Source organism: Streptacidiphilus pinicola (assembly GCF_003258295.1).
Lineage (GTDB): Bacteria > Actinomycetota > Actinomycetes > Streptomycetales > Streptomycetaceae > Streptacidiphilus > Streptacidiphilus pinicola.
Window position 1 is genome coordinate 1 of the sequence record NZ_QKYN01000039.1, and the last position, 15,932, is coordinate 15,932.

14 protein-coding genes are annotated in these 15,932 nt (G+C 70.8%); 13 read left to right on the forward strand and 1 reads right to left on the reverse strand.

Going from position 1 to position 15,932, the window contains the following annotated elements; translation table 11 throughout:
* Nucleotides 1-480 (reverse strand): PadR family transcriptional regulator (locus DN069_RS10725; RefSeq protein ID WP_111500678.1); only part of this gene is annotated, 480 nt, incomplete at its 3' end.
* Between the two features lie 95 nt (nt 481-575).
* Between DN069_RS10725 and DN069_RS10730 the strand changes: the two genes are divergently transcribed.
* The 13 genes from DN069_RS10730 (at nt 576) to DN069_RS10790 (ending at nt 15,931) form a co-directional block, all read left to right on the forward strand.
* Nucleotides 576-1,946, forward strand: coding sequence for an MATE family efflux transporter (locus DN069_RS10730; protein ID WP_243639081.1), 1,371 nt, complete (start codon nt 576-578; stop codon nt 1,944-1,946).
* Between the two features lie 121 nt (nt 1,947-2,067).
* Nucleotides 2,068-3,849, forward strand: coding sequence for a 3-hydroxyacyl-CoA dehydrogenase family protein (locus DN069_RS10735; RefSeq protein ID WP_111500680.1), 1,782 nt, complete (start codon nt 2,068-2,070; stop codon nt 3,847-3,849).
* Nucleotides 3,850-3,869: 20 nt separating this feature from the next.
* Nucleotides 3,870-4,700, forward strand: coding sequence for a TetR family transcriptional regulator (locus DN069_RS10740; protein ID WP_111500681.1), 831 nt, complete (start codon nt 3,870-3,872; stop codon nt 4,698-4,700).
* A gap of 383 nt (nt 4,701-5,083) precedes the next feature.
* Nucleotides 5,084-6,421, forward strand: coding sequence for a crotonyl-CoA carboxylase/reductase (ccrA, locus tag DN069_RS10745; RefSeq protein WP_111500719.1), 1,338 nt, complete (start codon nt 5,084-5,086; stop codon nt 6,419-6,421).
* Between the two features lie 6 nt (nt 6,422-6,427).
* On the forward strand, nt 6,428-8,473 hold the full coding sequence (locus DN069_RS10750; protein WP_111500682.1) for a protein meaA: 2,046 nt from the start codon (nt 6,428-6,430) through the stop codon (nt 8,471-8,473).
* On the forward strand, nt 8,470-9,432 hold the full coding sequence (locus DN069_RS10755) for an HpcH/HpaI aldolase/citrate lyase family protein (RefSeq protein WP_042441405.1): 963 nt from the start codon (nt 8,470-8,472) through the stop codon (nt 9,430-9,432). Before DN069_RS10750 ends, DN069_RS10755 begins: the two co-directional genes overlap by 4 nt.
* An 8-nt stretch (nt 9,433-9,440) precedes the next feature.
* Complete coding sequence (locus DN069_RS10760) at nt 9,441-9,938, forward strand: MaoC family dehydratase (RefSeq protein ID WP_042413683.1); 498 nt, start codon at nt 9,441-9,443, stop codon at nt 9,936-9,938.
* Between the two features lie 97 nt (nt 9,939-10,035).
* A complete protein-coding gene (locus DN069_RS10765; protein ID WP_111500683.1) occupies nt 10,036-11,244 on the forward strand; it encodes an acyl-CoA dehydrogenase family protein in 1,209 nt (402 codons plus the stop codon).
* Nucleotides 11,245-11,621: 377 nt separating this feature from the next.
* Nucleotides 11,622-12,278 carry a phosphatidylserine decarboxylase gene (locus DN069_RS10770; protein ID WP_111500684.1) on the forward strand — a complete coding sequence of 219 codons (657 nt, stop codon included), beginning with the start codon at nt 11,622-11,624 and terminating at the stop codon, nt 12,276-12,278.
* Nucleotides 12,265-13,155: a CDP-diacylglycerol--serine O-phosphatidyltransferase gene (pssA, locus tag DN069_RS10775; protein WP_111500685.1), complete on the forward strand. Its 891-nt coding sequence runs from the start codon at nt 12,265-12,267 to the stop codon at nt 13,153-13,155. The genes DN069_RS10770 and pssA overlap by 14 nt, the downstream gene beginning before the upstream one ends.
* Nucleotides 13,156-13,243: 88 nt before the next feature.
* Entirely contained in the window at nt 13,244-13,951 is a 708-nt protein-coding gene (locus DN069_RS10780; protein ID WP_111500720.1) for a leucine-rich repeat domain-containing protein, read from the forward strand.
* Between the two features lie 57 nt (nt 13,952-14,008).
* Nucleotides 14,009-14,602: an ArsR/SmtB family transcription factor gene (locus DN069_RS10785; RefSeq protein WP_111500686.1), complete on the forward strand. Its 594-nt coding sequence runs from the start codon at nt 14,009-14,011 to the stop codon at nt 14,600-14,602.
* An 87-nt stretch (nt 14,603-14,689) separates the two neighbouring features.
* Nucleotides 14,690-15,931, forward strand: coding sequence for an MFS transporter (locus DN069_RS10790; RefSeq protein WP_133259884.1), 1,242 nt, complete (start codon nt 14,690-14,692; stop codon nt 15,929-15,931).
* Nucleotide 15,932 lies beyond the last annotated feature (1 nt).

Sequence of the window (15,932 nt, forward strand, 5' to 3'; positions counted from 1 at the left end):
GGCCTTGCTCTGGGCGCGGGCCACCACCAGCATCCCCTTGCGGTACCGGTCGCTGACCTCGGCCGCGCGCAGCGGACGGCCGTCCGCATGGAAGAAGCCGGCCGGCCCGGTGAGGAAGGCGAGCCGGCGGCGCAGGACGCGTGCCTGGTCGGCCGGGTCGGGCAGGTGGCCGAGGAAGGCGAGGAGGGTGAAGAAGGAGGAGCCGTCGGAGATCTCGATCTCGGACGGCTCGGTGAGGCGCCGCAGGAGTTCCGCCCGGCCGGGTTCGGTCAGGGTGAGGACCTGGCGGGTCGGGCCGGTGCCCGTCTCCTCCGCGTGGCGGGTCAGGAGGCCGGCCTTCTGGAGTCGGTTGAGGGCCGGGTAGAGCGCGCCGTCGCTGACGGGGCGGGCGTGGCCCATCAGATCGGAGATGCGTCGCCGCAGCTCGTAGGCGTGCAGCGGCTCCTCCGCGAGGAAGCCGAGGACGGCCAGGGTGAGCACCGGGCCGACTCCTTTCCGTGAGCGACGACGAGCGACGACCACCATTCTCAGGCTACCTCTATTCGAGACACTCGATGAGAGGTAGCCTCCTGCCCATGGCCTCCTCCAAGCTGCTCGGACTCGCCGGGCCCGTCTACGTGGAACTGCTCTCGGGCGTGGTCGCCGGGATCGTCGACACCTTCTGGGTCGCCCGGCTGGGACGCACCGCGATCGGGGCGGTCGCCGTCGCGAGCACCGTCGAGAACGTGCTGCTCGGGGTGGTGCTGGCGATCGGCATCGGCGCCACCGTGCTGCTCGCCCCCGACCGCGGCGCGCTGCGGGTCACGGCCCGGGCGGCGGGCCTGCTCTGGCTGGCCGTCACCCCGCTGGTGGCGCTGGGCGGCTGGGCCGCCCGCGCGCCGCTGGCCGCCGCGCTGACCGGCGGCGACGCCGCTCAGAGCGGGCCGACCGCCGCCTTTCTCGCGATCTCGATGCCCGGGATCGCCGTCTTCTTCGCGCAGAACGTCGTCGACGGCGTCTTCAAGGGACTCGGCGACACCCGGACACCGATGCGGATGGCCCTGCTGGCCAACGCCACCCTGCTCGTCCTGGACCCGGTGCTGATCTACGGGCTGCTCGGCGCGCCGAGACTCGGCGTCACCGGCGCCGCGCTCGCCCTGGTCGCCTCCCGGGTGGCGCCGCTGGTTATCAGCCTGCTCCGGGTGCGCCGCCTGCTGGGACGCGACGACGCGAGCACATCCGGCCCGACCGACCGCCTGACCACCCGCCAGGCCGCCCGGCGTATCCTGCGCGTCGGCGTGCCGACCGCCGCCGACTTCGTCACCCGGATGCTGATCGGCCTGGCCATGGTCGCGCTGACGGCACGCTTCGGCGCGGTACCGCTCGCCGCCTACGGCATCGGCACCCGGATCATGCTGCTCGCCACCATGGCGTTCTACGCCGTCCGTCAGGCGGCCTCGATCCGGCTCAGCACCGCCCCGGACGCGCTCGCCCCGATCGGACGCGAGGCGCTGCGCCTCGCCTGGAGTGCGGCGCTCGTCGCGGACGCGGTCCTGCTCGCCGCGCCCGAACCGCTGCTGCGCCTGTTCACCCACGACGCCGCCGTCGTCCACACCGGCGTGGTCCTGCTGCGCTACCTGGCCGGCTACCTGCTCGCCCTCGCCGGGGTCGTCGCCCTCGCCGGGGCGCTGCTGGCGACGGGCCGGGCCCCGGTCATGTTCCGGATCACCCTGGTCGGCGCGGCGGTCCAGATCGCCCTCGCCTGGGCGCTGAGCAGCGCCGGGGGCGCGCAGGGGGTCTGGCTGGCCATGGTCCTCGGGACAGCGCTGCAGTTCGCGCTGACGCTCGGCGCCCTCTTCCTACCGGGCGGTAGCCGGGGTATGGTGTCGGCACCACCTCCGTCGGCGTTGGGAGCCGCCGCGACGGAGCGTTCACGTGGTTCATCACCACGGCCTTCTTCACGCTGAGCCTGCGCCCTCGGCGACTTCTCTTCACGGTCCTCAGTCGCACCGTGTGCACCCTTTTCTCTCGCCGCCGCGTCGGAGCGGAACGACCGCGGCGTACTCCCTGCTTCCCAGGAGTCACGCCATGTCCGAGAATTCCGTCTTCCCCACCGTCGCCGTCGTCGGCCTCGGCACCATGGGTGCCGGGATCGCCGAGATCGTCGCCCGCAGCGGCCGCCAGGTGATCGGCATCGAGGCCACCGCCGCCGAGGCGCACGCCGCGCGGGCGCGGATCGAGGAGGCCACCGCGCACTCCGTGCGCCGTGGCCGACTGTCCGAGGAGGAGCGCGCCGCGCTGCTCGGGCGGATCACGGTGACCGAGGAGCTCACCGCCGCCGCCGGGGCGCAGCTGGTGATCGAGGAGGTGCCGGAGCAGCTGGAGCTGAAGCGCGAGATCTTCGCCGAGCTCGACAAGATCTGCCCGCCGGAGACCGTCCTCGCGACCGGCACCACCGCCCTCTCGGTCACCCGCATCGCCGCCGCGACCGGCCGCCCGGAGCGCATCCTCGGCCTGCACTTCTTCAACCCCGCGCCGGTGATGCAGCTGGTCGAGGTGGTCCGCACGGTGCTGACGAGCCCACAGGCCGCCGAGGACGCGGCGGAGTTCGCCCGCTCGCTCGGCAAGTCGCCGGTCGCCGCCGGGGACCGGGCCGGGTTCATCGTCAACGGGCTGCTCTTCGCCTACCTGAACCAGGCCGCCGCGATGTTCGAGTCGCGCTACGCCAGCCGCGAGGACATCGACGCCGCGATGCGCTTCGGCTGCGGTCTGCCGATGGGCCCGCTGGCCCTGCTGGACCTGATCGGCATCGACACCGCCAAGACCGTGCTGGAGGCGATGTACGCGCAGTCCCACGACCGCCTGCACGCGCCCGCGCCGATCCTCGGCCAGCTGGCCGCCGCGGGCCTGCTGGGCCGCAAGTCGGGTCGCGGCTTCTACAGCTACGCCGCGCCCGGCTCCTCCGAGGTCGTCGCCGAGGAGGGCTCCGCCAACAAGGTGCGCGTCGCGGGCCGCGAGGTGCGCAGCGTCGGAGTCTGCGGCTCGGGCACGATGGCCAACGGCATCGCCGAGGTCTTCGCCAAGGCGGGTTACACCGTCACCCAGGTCGCCCGCAGCCAGGAGAAGGCCGACCGGTCCAAGGCCGCGATCCAGAAGTCGCTGGACCGCATGGTCGCCAAGGGCCGCCTCTCCGAGGAGGACCGCGACGCCACCCTGGCCCGGGTCACCCCGAGCGGCAGCTACGAGGACCTGCACGGCGTCGACCTGGTCCTGGAGGCCGTCGCCGAGGACCTGGCGGTCAAGCGCGAGCTGTTCGCCACCCTCGACAAGATCTGCAAGCCGGGCGCGGTGCTGGCCACGACCACCTCCTCGCTCCCGGTGATCCAGTGCGCGACGGCCACCAGCCGCCCGCAGGACGTCATCGGCATGCACTTCTTCAACCCGGCCCCGGCCATGAAGCTGGTCGAGGTGGTCTCCACCGTGCTGACCGCCGAGGACGTCACCGAGACCGTGCTGGACCTGTGCGCCACGGTCCGCAAGCACCCGGTGGAGTGCGGCGACCGGGCCGGCTTCATCGTGAACGCGCTGCTCTTCCCGTACCTCAACGACGCCGTGCGGATGATCGAGGAGCACTACGCCTCGGTCGACGACGTCGACACCGCGATGAAGCTGGGCTGCGGCTATCCGATGGGCCCGTTCGAGCTGCTGGACGTGGTCGGCCTGGACGTCTCGCTGACCATCGAGAAGGTGCTGCACGCGGAGTTCCGCGAGCCGGGCCTGGCGCCGGCACCGCTGCTGGAGCACCTGGTGACCGCGGGCTGCCTGGGCCGCAAGACCGGCCGCGGCTTCCGCGACCACGCGCGTCGATGAGGCCAGGTAGCCTTCCCGTCATGACCACGGAACAGCAGCTGCTGGAGCAGGCGGGCCTGGACGGCGCCGCAAGCGACGCGGGGACGTCCGGCGGCAACGGCGGTGCCACCCGCCGGGCGACGGCCCAACGGCAGCTGATGCGCCAGGAACTGGCCACAGCGGCCATGGAGCTGTTCGCCTCGCAGGGCTACGAGGAGACGACGGTCGACCAGATCGCCGCGGCGGCGGGCGTCGCCCGGCGCACCTTCTTCCGGTACTTCCGGTCGAAGGAGGAGGCGATCTTCCCGGACCACGACGACACCCTGGTCCGGGTGGCCGACCTGCTGGCCAGCGCCGACCCGAGCGAGCATCCGCTGGACGTGGTCTGCCGGGGCATCAAGGAGGTGCTGCGGATGTACGCGGCCACCCCCTCGGTCTCGGTGGCCCGCTACCGGCTGATCCGTCAGGTGCCGACGCTGCGCGAGCGCGAGATCGCGGTGGTCGCCCGCTACGAGCGGCTGTTCACCCGCTACCTGCTGGGCCGGTTCGACACCGACCAGGGCGACGACGCGATGCTCGCCGAGGTCTCGGCGGCGGCCGTCGTCGCGGCCCACAACCACGTGCTGCGGCGCTGGCTGCGGGCCGGCGGCCGGGGCGAGGTGGAGTCCCAGTTGGACCACGCCTTCGAGGCCATCCGGCGGACCTTCTGGGGCGACCTCTCCACCCGCCGCGGCGACCGCCCGGCACTCCAGCTGGCACCGAGTGACACCCACGGCGACGACTTCGTCATCACCGTCGCCCGCGCGGACGCCCCGCTGGACCAGGTCATGGCCGGCATCCGCGCCGCCCTGACCGGCCAGAACGAGGAATAATCGCAGGTCACACCAGTCACACACAGCAGTCCCCCGCCGGATTCGGCGGGGGACTGCTGTGTCGTGTTGCAAGGTGATGACGCTCACGTGACACTGGATGCAATTGGTGGCACGCAGTGTCTTTACGAGTGGCACAGGGTGCCAGTACGTTGTTACCCACTGGTCGCGGCGCCGCGGCTCCCCACCCCGGCGCGCCTCGACCTCCCGCCCGCGCGCCACCCCTGCGCAGGCCCCAATCTCGAAGCAGCACCGTTTCAGATCCTTACCGCGACTGACGTAGCCGGCGTCCGCTCCCGGCCACACAACAGACCGCCCCCCGTCCCACTGACGCACCCTGCATCCCTCGTGCAGGTACGCCGCCGCCGGAGGCAGCCATGGCAGCCATGAAGGAAATCCTCGCCGCGATCCAGAACCCGGAGACCACCGCCGCCGAATACGCGGCGCTGGAGCTCCCGGAGTCCTACCGCGCGATCACGCTCCACAAGGACGAGCAGGAGATGTTCGCGGGCCAGGAGAGCCGCAACAAGGACCCGCGCAAGTCCCTGCACCTGGACGAGATCGCCCTGCCGGAGCTCGGCCCGGGCGAGGCCCTGGTCGCGGTGATGGCCAGCGCGGTCAACTACAACACCGTGTGGAGCTCGATCTTCGAGCCGGTCTCCACCTTCGGATTCCTGGAGCGTTATGGCCGCCTCTCGCCCGAGACCGCGCGTCACAACCAGGACTTCCACGTCCTCGGCTCCGACCTGGCGGGCGTGGTGCTGCGCACCGGGCCGGGCGTGCACGCATGGAAGCCCGGCGACAAGGTGGTCGCCCACTGTCTCAGCGTCGAGCTGGAGAGCGCCGACGGCCACAACGACACCATGCTGGACCCCGAGCAGCGCATCTGGGGCTTCGAGACCAACTACGGCGGTCTGGCCGAGATCGCGCTGGTCAAGTCCAACCAGCTGATGCCCAAGCCGGAGCACCTCACCTGGGAGGAGGCCGCCTCCCCGGGCCTGGTCAACTCCACCGCCTACCGTCAGCTGGTCTCCCGCAACGGCGCCGGTATGAAGCAGGGCGACAACGTGCTGATCTGGGGCGCCTCCGGCGGCCTCGGCTCCTACGCCACCCAGTACGCGCTGGCCGGCGGCGCCAACCCGATCTGCGTCGTCTCCAGCCCGGCCAAGGCGAAGATCTGCGAGGAGATGGGCGCCGAGGCGATCATCGACCGCTCCGCCGAGGGCTACAAGTTCTGGAAGGACGAGCACAACCAGGACCCGCGCGAGTGGAAGCGCTTCGGCGGCAAGATCCGCGAGCTGACCGGCGGTGAGGACGTCGACATCGTCTTCGAGCACCCGGGCCGCGAGACCTTCGGCGCCTCGGTCTACGTCACCCGCAAGGGCGGCACCGTCGTCACCTGCGCCTCGACCTCGGGCTACATGCACCAGTACGACAACCGCTACCTGTGGATGTCCCTCAAGCGCATCGTCGGTTCGCACTTCGCGAACTACCGCGAGGCGTGGGAGGCCAACCGCCTGATCGCCAAGGGCAAGATCCACCCGACGCTGTCGAAGACCTACACCCTCGCCGAGACCGGCCAGGCCTCGCTGGACGTGCACCACAACAAGCACCAGGGCAAGGTCGGCGTCCTGTGCCTGGCGCCGGAGGAGGGCCTCGGCGTCACGGACCACGAGCTCCGCGCCAAGCACCTCCCGGCCATCAACCGCTTCCGCGGGGAGTAACCAGAGATGACTGTCCATCGGGACCGGCCCTGGCTGATGAGGACGTACGCGGGGCACTCCTCCGCGGCCGCCTCGAACGAGCTGTACCGGAAGAACCTGGCGAAGGGTCAGACGGGCCTCTCCGTCGCCTTCGACCTGCCGACGCAGACCGGCTACAACCCCGACCACGTCCTCGCCCGCGGCGAGGTCGGGCGGGTCGGAGTCCCGGTCAGCCACGTGGGCGACATGCGGACCCTCTTCGAGGGCATCCCGCTGGAGCGCACCAACACCTCGATGACCATCAACGCCACGGCCATGTGGCTGCTGGCGATGTACCAGGTGGTCGCCGAGGAGCAGGGCGCGGACATCGCCAAGCTGACCGGGACCACCCAGAACGACATCATCAAGGAGTACCTGTCGCGCGGGACGCACGTCTTCCCGCCCGGGCCCTCCATCCGGCTGACCACCGACATGATCGCGTACACGGTCGCCAACATCCCCAAGTGGAACCCGATCAACATCTGCAGCTACCACCTGCAGGAGGCCGGGGCCACGCCGGTGCAGGAGCTGGCGTTCGCGATGTGCACGGCCATCGCCGTGCTCGACGCGGTCCGTGACAGCGGCCAGGTCAAGCCGGAGCAGATGGGCGAGGTCGTCGCCCGGATCTCCTTCTTCGTCAACGCGGGCGTCCGCTTCGTCGAGGAGATGTGCAAGCTGCGGGCCTTCGCCCAGCTGTGGGAGAAGGTGACGCTGGAGCGTTACGGCGTCACCGACCCCAAGCAGCGCCGGTTCCGCTACGGCGTCCAGGTCAACTCTCTGGGCCTGACCGAGGCGCAGCCGGAGAACAACGTCCAGCGCATCGTGCTGGAGATGCTCGCCGTGACGCTCTCGAAGGACGCGCGGGCGCGCGCCGTGCAGCTGCCGGCCTGGAACGAGGCGCTGGGTCTGCCCCGGCCCTGGGACCAGCAGTGGTCGCTGCGCATCCAGCAGGTCCTGGCGTTCGAGTCGGACCTGCTGGAGTACGGGGACCTGTTCACCGGCTCCGTCGTGGTCGAGGCCAAGGTCGCCGAGCTGCTCGCCGGCGCCGAGGCGGAGATCGCCAAGGTGCAGGAGATGGGCGGGGCCGTGGCCGCCGTCGAGTCCGGCTACCTGAAGGCCGCACTGGTCGCCTCGCACGCCGAGCGGCGCGCCCGGATCGAGTCGGGCGAGGACAAGGTCGTCGGCGTCAACTGCTACGAGACCACCGAGCCGAGCCCGCTGACCGCCGACCTGGACACCGCGATCATGGTCGTGGACGGGGACGCCGAGCGTGCCGTGGCCGAGGCCTTCACCGGCTGGCTGGCCGAGCGCGACGAGGCCGCCGCGCAGGCGGCGCTGGGCGAGCTCAAGGCACAGGCCGCGACCGACGCCAACCTGATGACCGCCACCCTGGCCTGCGTCCGCGCGGGCGTCACCACGGGCGAGTGGGCCCAGGCGCTGCGGGACGTCTTCGGCGAGTACCGTGCCCCCACGGGCGTCGGCGGCGCGCCGATCACCGGCACGATCGACCCGGAGTCCGGCTCCGAGCTGCTCACGGTCCGCGAGGCCGTCGCCCGCACGGCCGAGGAGCTCGGCAGCGGCAAGCTGCGGCTGCTGGTCGGCAAGCCCGGCCTGGACGGCCACTCCAACGGCGCCGAGCAGATCGCCGTGCGCGCCCGCGACGCCGGCTTCGAGGTCGTCTACCAGGGCATCCGGCTGACGCCCGAGCAGATCACGGCCGCGGCCATCGCCGAGGACGTCCACTGCGTCGGTCTGTCGATCCTCTCCGGCGCCCACGCCGAGCTGGTGCCGGACGTGCTCCAGCGCCTGCGGCGCGCGGGAGTCGAGGACATGCCGGTCGTGGTCGGCGGGATCATCCCCGCCGCGGACGAGCAGGCCCTGCTTGCCCAGGGCGTGGCGGCGGTGTTCACTCCGAAGGACTTCGGGATCACCGCGATCATCGGCCGTATCGTCGACGAGATCCGTCTGGCCCACGGCCTGGACCCGATCTTCACCACCCGTAAGACTCAGAAGGAAGAGACCCTCGCCTCATGAGCAACGTCAACCGCTTGCGTCCGCGCCGTTCCTGCCTGGCCGTCCCCGGCTCGAACCCGCGCTTCCTGGAGAAGGCCCAGGGCCTGCCCGCCGACCAGGTCTTCCTGGACCTGGAGGACGCCTGCGCGCCGCTGGCGAAGGAGGGCGCCCGCCACACCATCGTCGACTTCCTGAACAACGGCGACTGGACCGGCAAGACCCGCGTGGTCCGGGTCAACGACTGGACCACGCACTGGACCTACCGTGACGTCGTCACCGTCGTCGAGGGCGCCGGGCAGAACCTGGACTGCATCATGCTGCCCAAGGTCCAGGACGCCCAGCAGATCGTCGCGCTGGACCTGCTGCTGACGCAGATCGAGAAGACCATGGGCTTCGAGGTCGGCAAGATCGGCATCGAGGCGCAGATCGAGAACGCCAAGGGCCTGATCAACGTGGACGCGATCGCCGAGGCGAGCCCGCGTCTGGAGACCATCATCTTCGGCCCGGCCGACTTCATGGCCTCCATCAACATGAAGTCCCTGGTCGTCGGTGAGCAGCCGCCCGGCTACCCGGCCGACGCGTACCACTACATCCTGATGCGCATCCTGATGGCGGCCCGCGCCAACGACCTGCAGGCCATCGACGGCCCCTACCTGCAGATCAAGAACGTCGACGGCTACCGCGAGGTCGCCGGCCGCAGCGCCGCGCTGGGCTTCGACGGCAAGTGGGTGCTGCACCCCGGCCAGGTCGACGCCGCCAACGAGGTCTACTCGCCCTCCCAGGAGGACTACGACCACGCCGAGCTGATCCTGGACGCCTACGACTGGTGCACCTCCGAGGCGGGCGGCAAGAAGGGCTCCGCGATGCTCGGCGACGAGATGATCGACGAGGCCTCCCGCAAGATGGCCCTGGTCATCTCCGGCAAGGGCCGCGCCGCCGGCATGCAGCGCACCACCAAGTTCGAGATTCCGGAAAGCTGAGGGGCGCGATGCAGTTCGGACGCACCTACGAGGAGTTCGAGGTCGGCGCGGTCTACAAGCACTGGCCCGGAAAGACCGTCACCGAGTACGACGACCACCTCTTCTGCCTGCTCACGATGAACCACCACCCGCTGCACATGGACGCGAACTACGCGACCACCACCGTGCAGGGCAAGAACGTCGTGGTCGGCAACTACATCTACTCGCTGCTGCTCGGCATGTCCGTCCCGGACGTGTCCGGCAAGGCGATCGCCAACCTGGAGATCGAGTCGCTCAAGCACGTGGCGCCGACCTTCCACGGCGACACGATCTACGGCGAGACCACGGTCCTCGACAAGAACATGACCTCGAAGCCGGACCGCGGCATCGTCTACGTCGAGACCAAGGGCTACAAGCAGGACGGCACCCTGGTCTGCGTCTTCCGCCGCAAGGTCATGGTGCCGACCGAGACGTACATCAAGGAGCGCGGGGGCGAGCAGCCCGGCCGCCCGGAGCTCCAGGACTGACCCTCCCCCCCCCAGTGCTCGGGCGCTCCACGGTGTATGCCACGCCCGTGGGGCGCCCGGACCGGCCCCCAGCCGCCGACGCAGAAGGACACGACCCATGGGACGCCTCGCCCAGACCGAAGGTCTCAACGAGATCCAGCAGGAGATCCTCGCGACCGTTCGCAGCTTTGTCGACAAGGAGATCATTCCGGTCGCCACCGAGCTGGAGCACCGCGACGAGTACCCCACCGACATCGTCGAGGGCCTCAAGGAGATGGGGATCTTCGGCCTGATGATCCCGGAGGAGTACGGCGGCCTAGGCGAGTCGCTGCTCACCTACGCGCTGACCGTGGAGGAGATCGCCCGCGGCTGGATGTCGGTGTCGGGCATCATCAACACCCACTTCATCGTGGCCTACATGATCAACGCCCACGGCACGCAGGAGCAGAAGGACTACTTCCTGCCGCGCATGGCCACCGGCGAGATCCGCGGCGCGTTCTCCATGTCCGAGCCGGGCCTGGGTTCCGACGTCTCCGCCATCTCCACCAAGGCGACCAGGGACGAGAGCGGCGAGTTCTACGTCCTCAACGGCCAGAAGATGTGGCTGACCAACGGTGGCACGTCCTCCGTGATCGCCTGCCTGGTCAAGACGGACGAGGGCCACGCCTCGCCGTACAAGAACCTCACCACCTTCCTGATCGAGAAGACCCCGGGCTTCGGCCCGAACGAGACGGTCAAGGGTCTGACCGTCCCCGGCAAGATCGAGAAGATGGGCTACAAGGGCGTCGACACCACCGAGCTGGTGCTCGAGGACGTCAAGCTGCCCGCCGACCGGATCCTGGGCGGCGTCCCCGGCCGCGGCTTCTACCAGATGATGGACGGCGTCGAGGTCGGCCGCGTCAACGTCGCCGCCCGCGGCTGCGGTGTCGCGCAGCGCGCCTTCGAGCTGGGTATCCGCTACGCGCAGCAGCGGCAGACCTTCGGCAAGAAGATCGCCGAGCACCAGGCCATCCAGTTCAAGCTGGCCGAGATGGCCACCAAGGTCGAGGCCGCGCACCAGATGATGGTGATGGCCGCGCGCAAGAAGGACTCCGGCCAGCGCAACGACCTCGAGGCCGGCATGGCCAAGTACCTGGCCTCCGAGTACTGCAAGGAGGTCGTCGAGGACTCCTTCCGGATCCACGGCGGCTACGGCTTCTCCAAGGAGTACGAGATCGAGCGCCTCTACCGCGAGGCCCCGATGCTGCTCATCGGTGAAGGTACTGCGGAGATCCAGAAGATGATCGTGGGCCGCCGCCTGCTGGAGGAGTACAAGCTCGCAGAGTGAGGCAGCAGACTTGCCGGGCGCGCAGGCTGGGGAGCATGGCGCACTTCGGCAGCCTGGGGGCGTGAATCGTAAGGATTCACGCCCCCATTTCCTTGTGTTCCTCCCTGCCCTGCTCAACTGGCCCGCAGGCCAGGGATCTGAGGGGTTTGTCACCGTTCGCCTACAACCCTTGGCCCAGGCAGCCCAACCGGCTTACCTTGGCGGAGCAAAGAGAAAGCCGAGAGAAACGCGGGAGCACCCCACCAGGGTTCCCGGAGCTTGCTTCGGCACCACCCGCTGCCGATAGCATCCCCTCGGACGATTACAGGTCGCCTTCGACACAGTCGTCCCCGAACCCCTCGACACCGCGACCTTGTCGGTCGCGACAAAGGTCTTCGATGCCCCTTCGTCCGTCCCTTCCGACCGACGCCTCCCGGCCGCGCGTGACGCTGGCCCGCGGAGCGTCCCCCTGGCTCGTCCCGACCGTGCTCACGGCCGCCGCGTGCACCGCCCTCACCCGGCGCAACGGCAGATGGGCCCTGGCGGCGGTACCGGCCTCCGCGCTGAGCGCGGGCATGCTCTGGTTCTTCCGTGACCCCGAGCGCGAGCTCGGTGCCGGCCGCGTGATCTCCCCCGCCGACGGCGTGGTCCAGAGCATCGACGCCTGGCCAGACGGCCGCACCCGCGTGGCGATCTTCATGAGCCCGCTCAACGTGCACGTCAACCGGGCTCCCCTGGACGGCGTCGTGCGCTCCGTCGAGCACGTGCCCGGCGGGTACGTGCCGGCGTTCAACAAGGACAGCGACCGCAACGAGCGGGTCGTCTGGCACTTCGACACCGAGCTCGGTGACATCGAGATGGTGCAGATCGCGGGCGCGGTGGCCCGTCGCATCGTCCCGTACGTCACCAGTGGCACCAAGGTCGAGCGCGGCGAGCGGGTCGGCCTGATCCGCTTCGGCTCGCGCGTCGACACCTACCTCCCGGAGGGCGTCCAGCCCGGCGTCGAGGTGGGGCAGAAGACGACGGCAGGGGTGACTCGCCTTGACCGTGACTGACCCTGAACACTACGAACCGGCCTACGCCGACCAGGACGACGAGGAGCAGGAGCGCGTCGCGCGCCGGCTGCGCTGGGCCCGCGACCGCGAGCTGCGCCGCCCGCTGTCGCCCCAGCACCTCTCCACGGCGGACCTGTTCACGCTGGGCAACGCCGTCTGCGGCTTCCTGGCGATCTACTGCACCACGACGGGCGTGCTCATCCCGCACCTCACCGGCGTGGCGACGAGCGGGGACCGCCGCAGTGCGGCCGCCGCGGTGACGCTGCTGCTCATCGGCTCGATGTGCGACCTCTTCGACGGCCTGGTGGCGCGCAAGCTGCGCTCCTCCGCGCTGGGCGCGGAGCTGGACAACCTCGCGGACCTGATCAGCTTCGGCATCGCGCCGGCGTACTTCGTCGTCGTCTGGGGCATGACCGCCGGCGGCGCGCACCAGCGCATCAGCGCCGGTATCGCGATCATGGTGCTGCTGGCGGTGGTGCTGCGGCTCGCGCGCTTCTCCTGCACGGCCGCCCGTCCTGGCGTCTTCCAGGGCATGCCCTCGCCGATGGGCGCGCTGACGGTGATCTCCATCGTGCTGCTGAACCCACCGTTCGCACTGGGCGCGGTCGGCATCGTGGCGGTCTCGGCGCTCATGGTCAGCCAGGTCGAGTACCCCAAGCCGCAGGGCAAGCTGGCCACGGCCACGCTGGTCTGGATCGTCGTCTCGATGGGCTGCCTCACGGCCTGGGCCACGGGCCTGCCGGGCGGCGCGACCCTGCTGCAGATCGGCGCCTCGCTCCAGGTCGCCCTGGCGCTGATGGCTCCGCTCATGGTCATCCGCCGCAAGGTCGGCGACGTCCGTGCCAAGCGCGCCGAGGCACGGAGCGCGACGAACTGACGTCTGACGACACGTCCCGAGGGCGCCCGGCCGCACTGCGGCCGGGCGCCCTCGCCTTTTCGTGGAAGGAGCCGCGTTGGCGACCGTGATCAACCTCTGGCGACAGCGGCTCGACGAGGTGCCGGAGGAGGTGTGGGCGGACCGCGAGGCCGAGGTGCTGATCCTGGCCGACACCGGGCTGACCCGGCTCTCCCCGCGGATCGGCGGGCTGCGGCGGCTGCGGACGCTGGACGTCGGCCACAACGCGCTGGCGGCCGTGCCGGAGGAGCTCGGCGAGCTCGTGGGGCTGGCGGACTGCCTCTACCTGCACGACAACCGGCTGACCGCGCTGCCGGACTCCCTCGGGCGCCTGGACGCGCTGCGCTACCTCAACGTGGGCGAGAATCCGCTCGGCGGGCTCCCGGAGACGCTCGGGGGGATGACGGCGCTGGTCGAACTGCGGGCCCAGGACTGCGGCCTGACGGCCCTGCCCGCCTCGCTCGGCCGACTGGCGCGGCTGCGCGAGCTGCACCTGCGCGGCAACGCGCTGACCACGCTGCCGGGCGAGCTGGCCGGGCTGCGGGAGCTGCGCGTGCTGGAGCTGCGCGACAACGCCCTCACCGCCGTCCCCGACGCCCTGCGGGCCCTCCCCCGGCTGCGCCACCTCGACCTGCGCGGCAACCGCGTGGCCACCCTCCCCGGCTGGCTCAGCGGGCTCCCGGCCCTGGAGAAGCTCGACCTGCGCTGGACCGACGTCCGGCCGGGCGAGGCGCTGCTCGCCGAGCTCGCGGTCCGGGGCTGCTTCGTCCTGATCTGAAAGACTTCTTTCGAAAGAACTCTTTCCAACCTCCCGCCCAAGGGCTACGCTCCTGCCATGAGCCCAACCGAACCGACCCCTCCTCTCCGGTCCGTCCGCGATCCGCGGACGCTGCGGGCGCTGGCGCATCCGGTGCGGATCGCGCTGCTGGAGGCGCTCGCCGTGCGCGGGACGCTGACGGCGACCGAGGCCGCGGAGATCGTCGGGGGGAACGCCTCGAACGCCTCGTACCACCTGCGGACGCTCGCCGCGCACGGGTACGTCACCCACGCCGACGGCGGCGCCGGGCGCGAGCGGCCGTGGCGGCTGGACGGCGCCGGAATGTCGTTCGACGAGAACGACGCGGACCCGAGCGTCGCCCAGGCGGCGACGGCCCTGTCCGACGTGCTCAGCGAGCGCTGGGCCGAGCGGCGGCGGCGCTACCAGCAGACCCGCGACCAGTACCCCGAGCCGGTCCGGCGCGCCGCCGGCCAGGGCCAGGCGGTCCTGTTCGTGACACCGGAGGAGATGGAACAGGTCAAGGACGAGGTCTTCGCCCTGCTGATGCGGTTCCAGAACCGCGTCGAGGACCCGTCCGCGCGACCGGAGGGCTCGGTGCCGTTCGAGGTCGTCGTCTCCAACGTCCCGTTCGCAGTCGAGCCGGAAGCCTGAGCGGCGACTCAGGTCGAACACCTACCCCCTCCGTCACGGCGAGGGTATATCTGTCATGCCCATGATGATCCGATAGGGGGACCACCCGTGCGCACCCTGCTCTCACAACCGCGTATGCGCCTGTACTTCCTCGGCACCACGCTCAGCACCGTCGGCGACTACGCGCTCTGGCTCGCCGCGGGTGTCTGGGTCAAGGAGCTCACCGGCTCGACCGCGCAGGCGGGTCTGTGCATGCTGGCCCTGATCCTCGGCACGCTGCTCTCCCCCGTCGCCGGCTACGTCGCGGACAGCATGCGCCGCAAGCCGCTGCTGCTGGCCACCAACGCCGTCACCGGCCTGCTGGTCCTCGCGCTCACCCAGGTGCACGGGGCCGGCGACGTGTGGCTGATCTACGCCGTCATGTTCGTCAACGGCCTCGCCGTCTCGCTCACCGACTCCGCGACGACGGCACTGCTGCCGCGCCTGGTCGCTCCGGAACAGCTCGGCGCGGCCAACGGTCTGACGCAGGCGCTGACCCAGGGCCAGCGGCTGATCACCCCGGCGCTCGGCATCGGGCTGCTGGCCGCCTTCGGCGGCGGCGTGGTGGCCGCGATCGACGCGGCCTCCTTCGCCGTGGGCTTCCTGTGCTGGGCCTTCATCAAGGTCGACGACCCGCGCCCGCGGCCCACCGAGCTGAACTGGCGTCAGGAGACCACGGCCGGCTTCGGCTTCCTGCTGCGCACGCCGTCGCTGCGGCAGCTGACCGGCGCGATGGTCCTCGGCCTGTTCGTGATCGGCATGTTCGAGACGCTCTCGCTGGCGGTCACCACCGTCGGCCTGCACCGCGCGCCGACCTGGGTCGGCGTGCTGGTCACCGTGATGGGCGTGTCCGGGATCCTCAGCGGCCTGCTGGCCGGCAGGCTGCTCACCCCGCTCGGCGCGGGGAGGCTCACCGCCCTGGGCCTGGCCCTGTTCGGTGTGGGCGCGCTGGGCATGGCCGTGCCGATGACGGCCGTGGTCGTCGCGGCCGCCCTGCTCTTCGGCTTCGGGCTGCCCTGCATCATCGTCGGCGCGATCACGGCACTCCAGCTGACCACCCCGAACGAGCTCCTCGGCCGCGTCTCCGGCGCCCGCGCCTTCGCCATCACCGCCGGCCAGGCGCTCGGCATGGCCGCCGGTTCGGCGCTGATCTCCGTGGTCTTCTACCGCGACATCGCCTACGCCGCCGCCGCGCTCCTCACCCTCAGCGCCCTCTACCTCTTCACCCGCCGCGAGCAGCACCCGGCCGGGGCGCCCGCCTCCGCCGAGGAGACCGCGGAGCAGGAGACGGCGGCCGAGACCGCCGCCTGAG

Excerpts from the sequence above, each read along its gene's own strand:
- DN069_RS10785 (WP_111500686.1), top strand. The coding sequence starts at position 14,009 with ATGAGCCCAACCGAACCGACCCCTCCTCTCCGGTCCGTCCGCGATCCG.
- DN069_RS10730 (WP_243639081.1), top strand. The coding sequence starts at position 576 with ATGGCCTCCTCCAAGCTGCTCGGACTCGCCGGGCCCGTCTACGTGGAA.
- DN069_RS10735 (WP_111500680.1), top strand. The coding sequence starts at position 2,068 with ATGTCCGAGAATTCCGTCTTCCCCACCGTCGCCGTCGTCGGCCTCGGC.
- DN069_RS10765 (WP_111500683.1), top strand. The coding sequence starts at position 10,036 with ATGGGACGCCTCGCCCAGACCGAAGGTCTCAACGAGATCCAGCAGGAG.
- DN069_RS10740 (WP_111500681.1), top strand. The coding sequence starts at position 3,870 with ATGACCACGGAACAGCAGCTGCTGGAGCAGGCGGGCCTGGACGGCGCC.
- DN069_RS10770 (WP_111500684.1), top strand. The coding sequence starts at position 11,622 with ATGCCCCTTCGTCCGTCCCTTCCGACCGACGCCTCCCGGCCGCGCGTG.
- ccrA (WP_111500719.1), top strand. The coding sequence starts at position 5,084 with ATGAAGGAAATCCTCGCCGCGATCCAGAACCCGGAGACCACCGCCGCC.
- DN069_RS10750 (WP_111500682.1), top strand. The coding sequence starts at position 6,428 with ATGACTGTCCATCGGGACCGGCCCTGGCTGATGAGGACGTACGCGGGG.
- DN069_RS10755 (WP_042441405.1), top strand. The coding sequence starts at position 8,470 with ATGAGCAACGTCAACCGCTTGCGTCCGCGCCGTTCCTGCCTGGCCGTC.
- DN069_RS10760 (WP_042413683.1), top strand. The coding sequence starts at position 9,441 with ATGCAGTTCGGACGCACCTACGAGGAGTTCGAGGTCGGCGCGGTCTAC.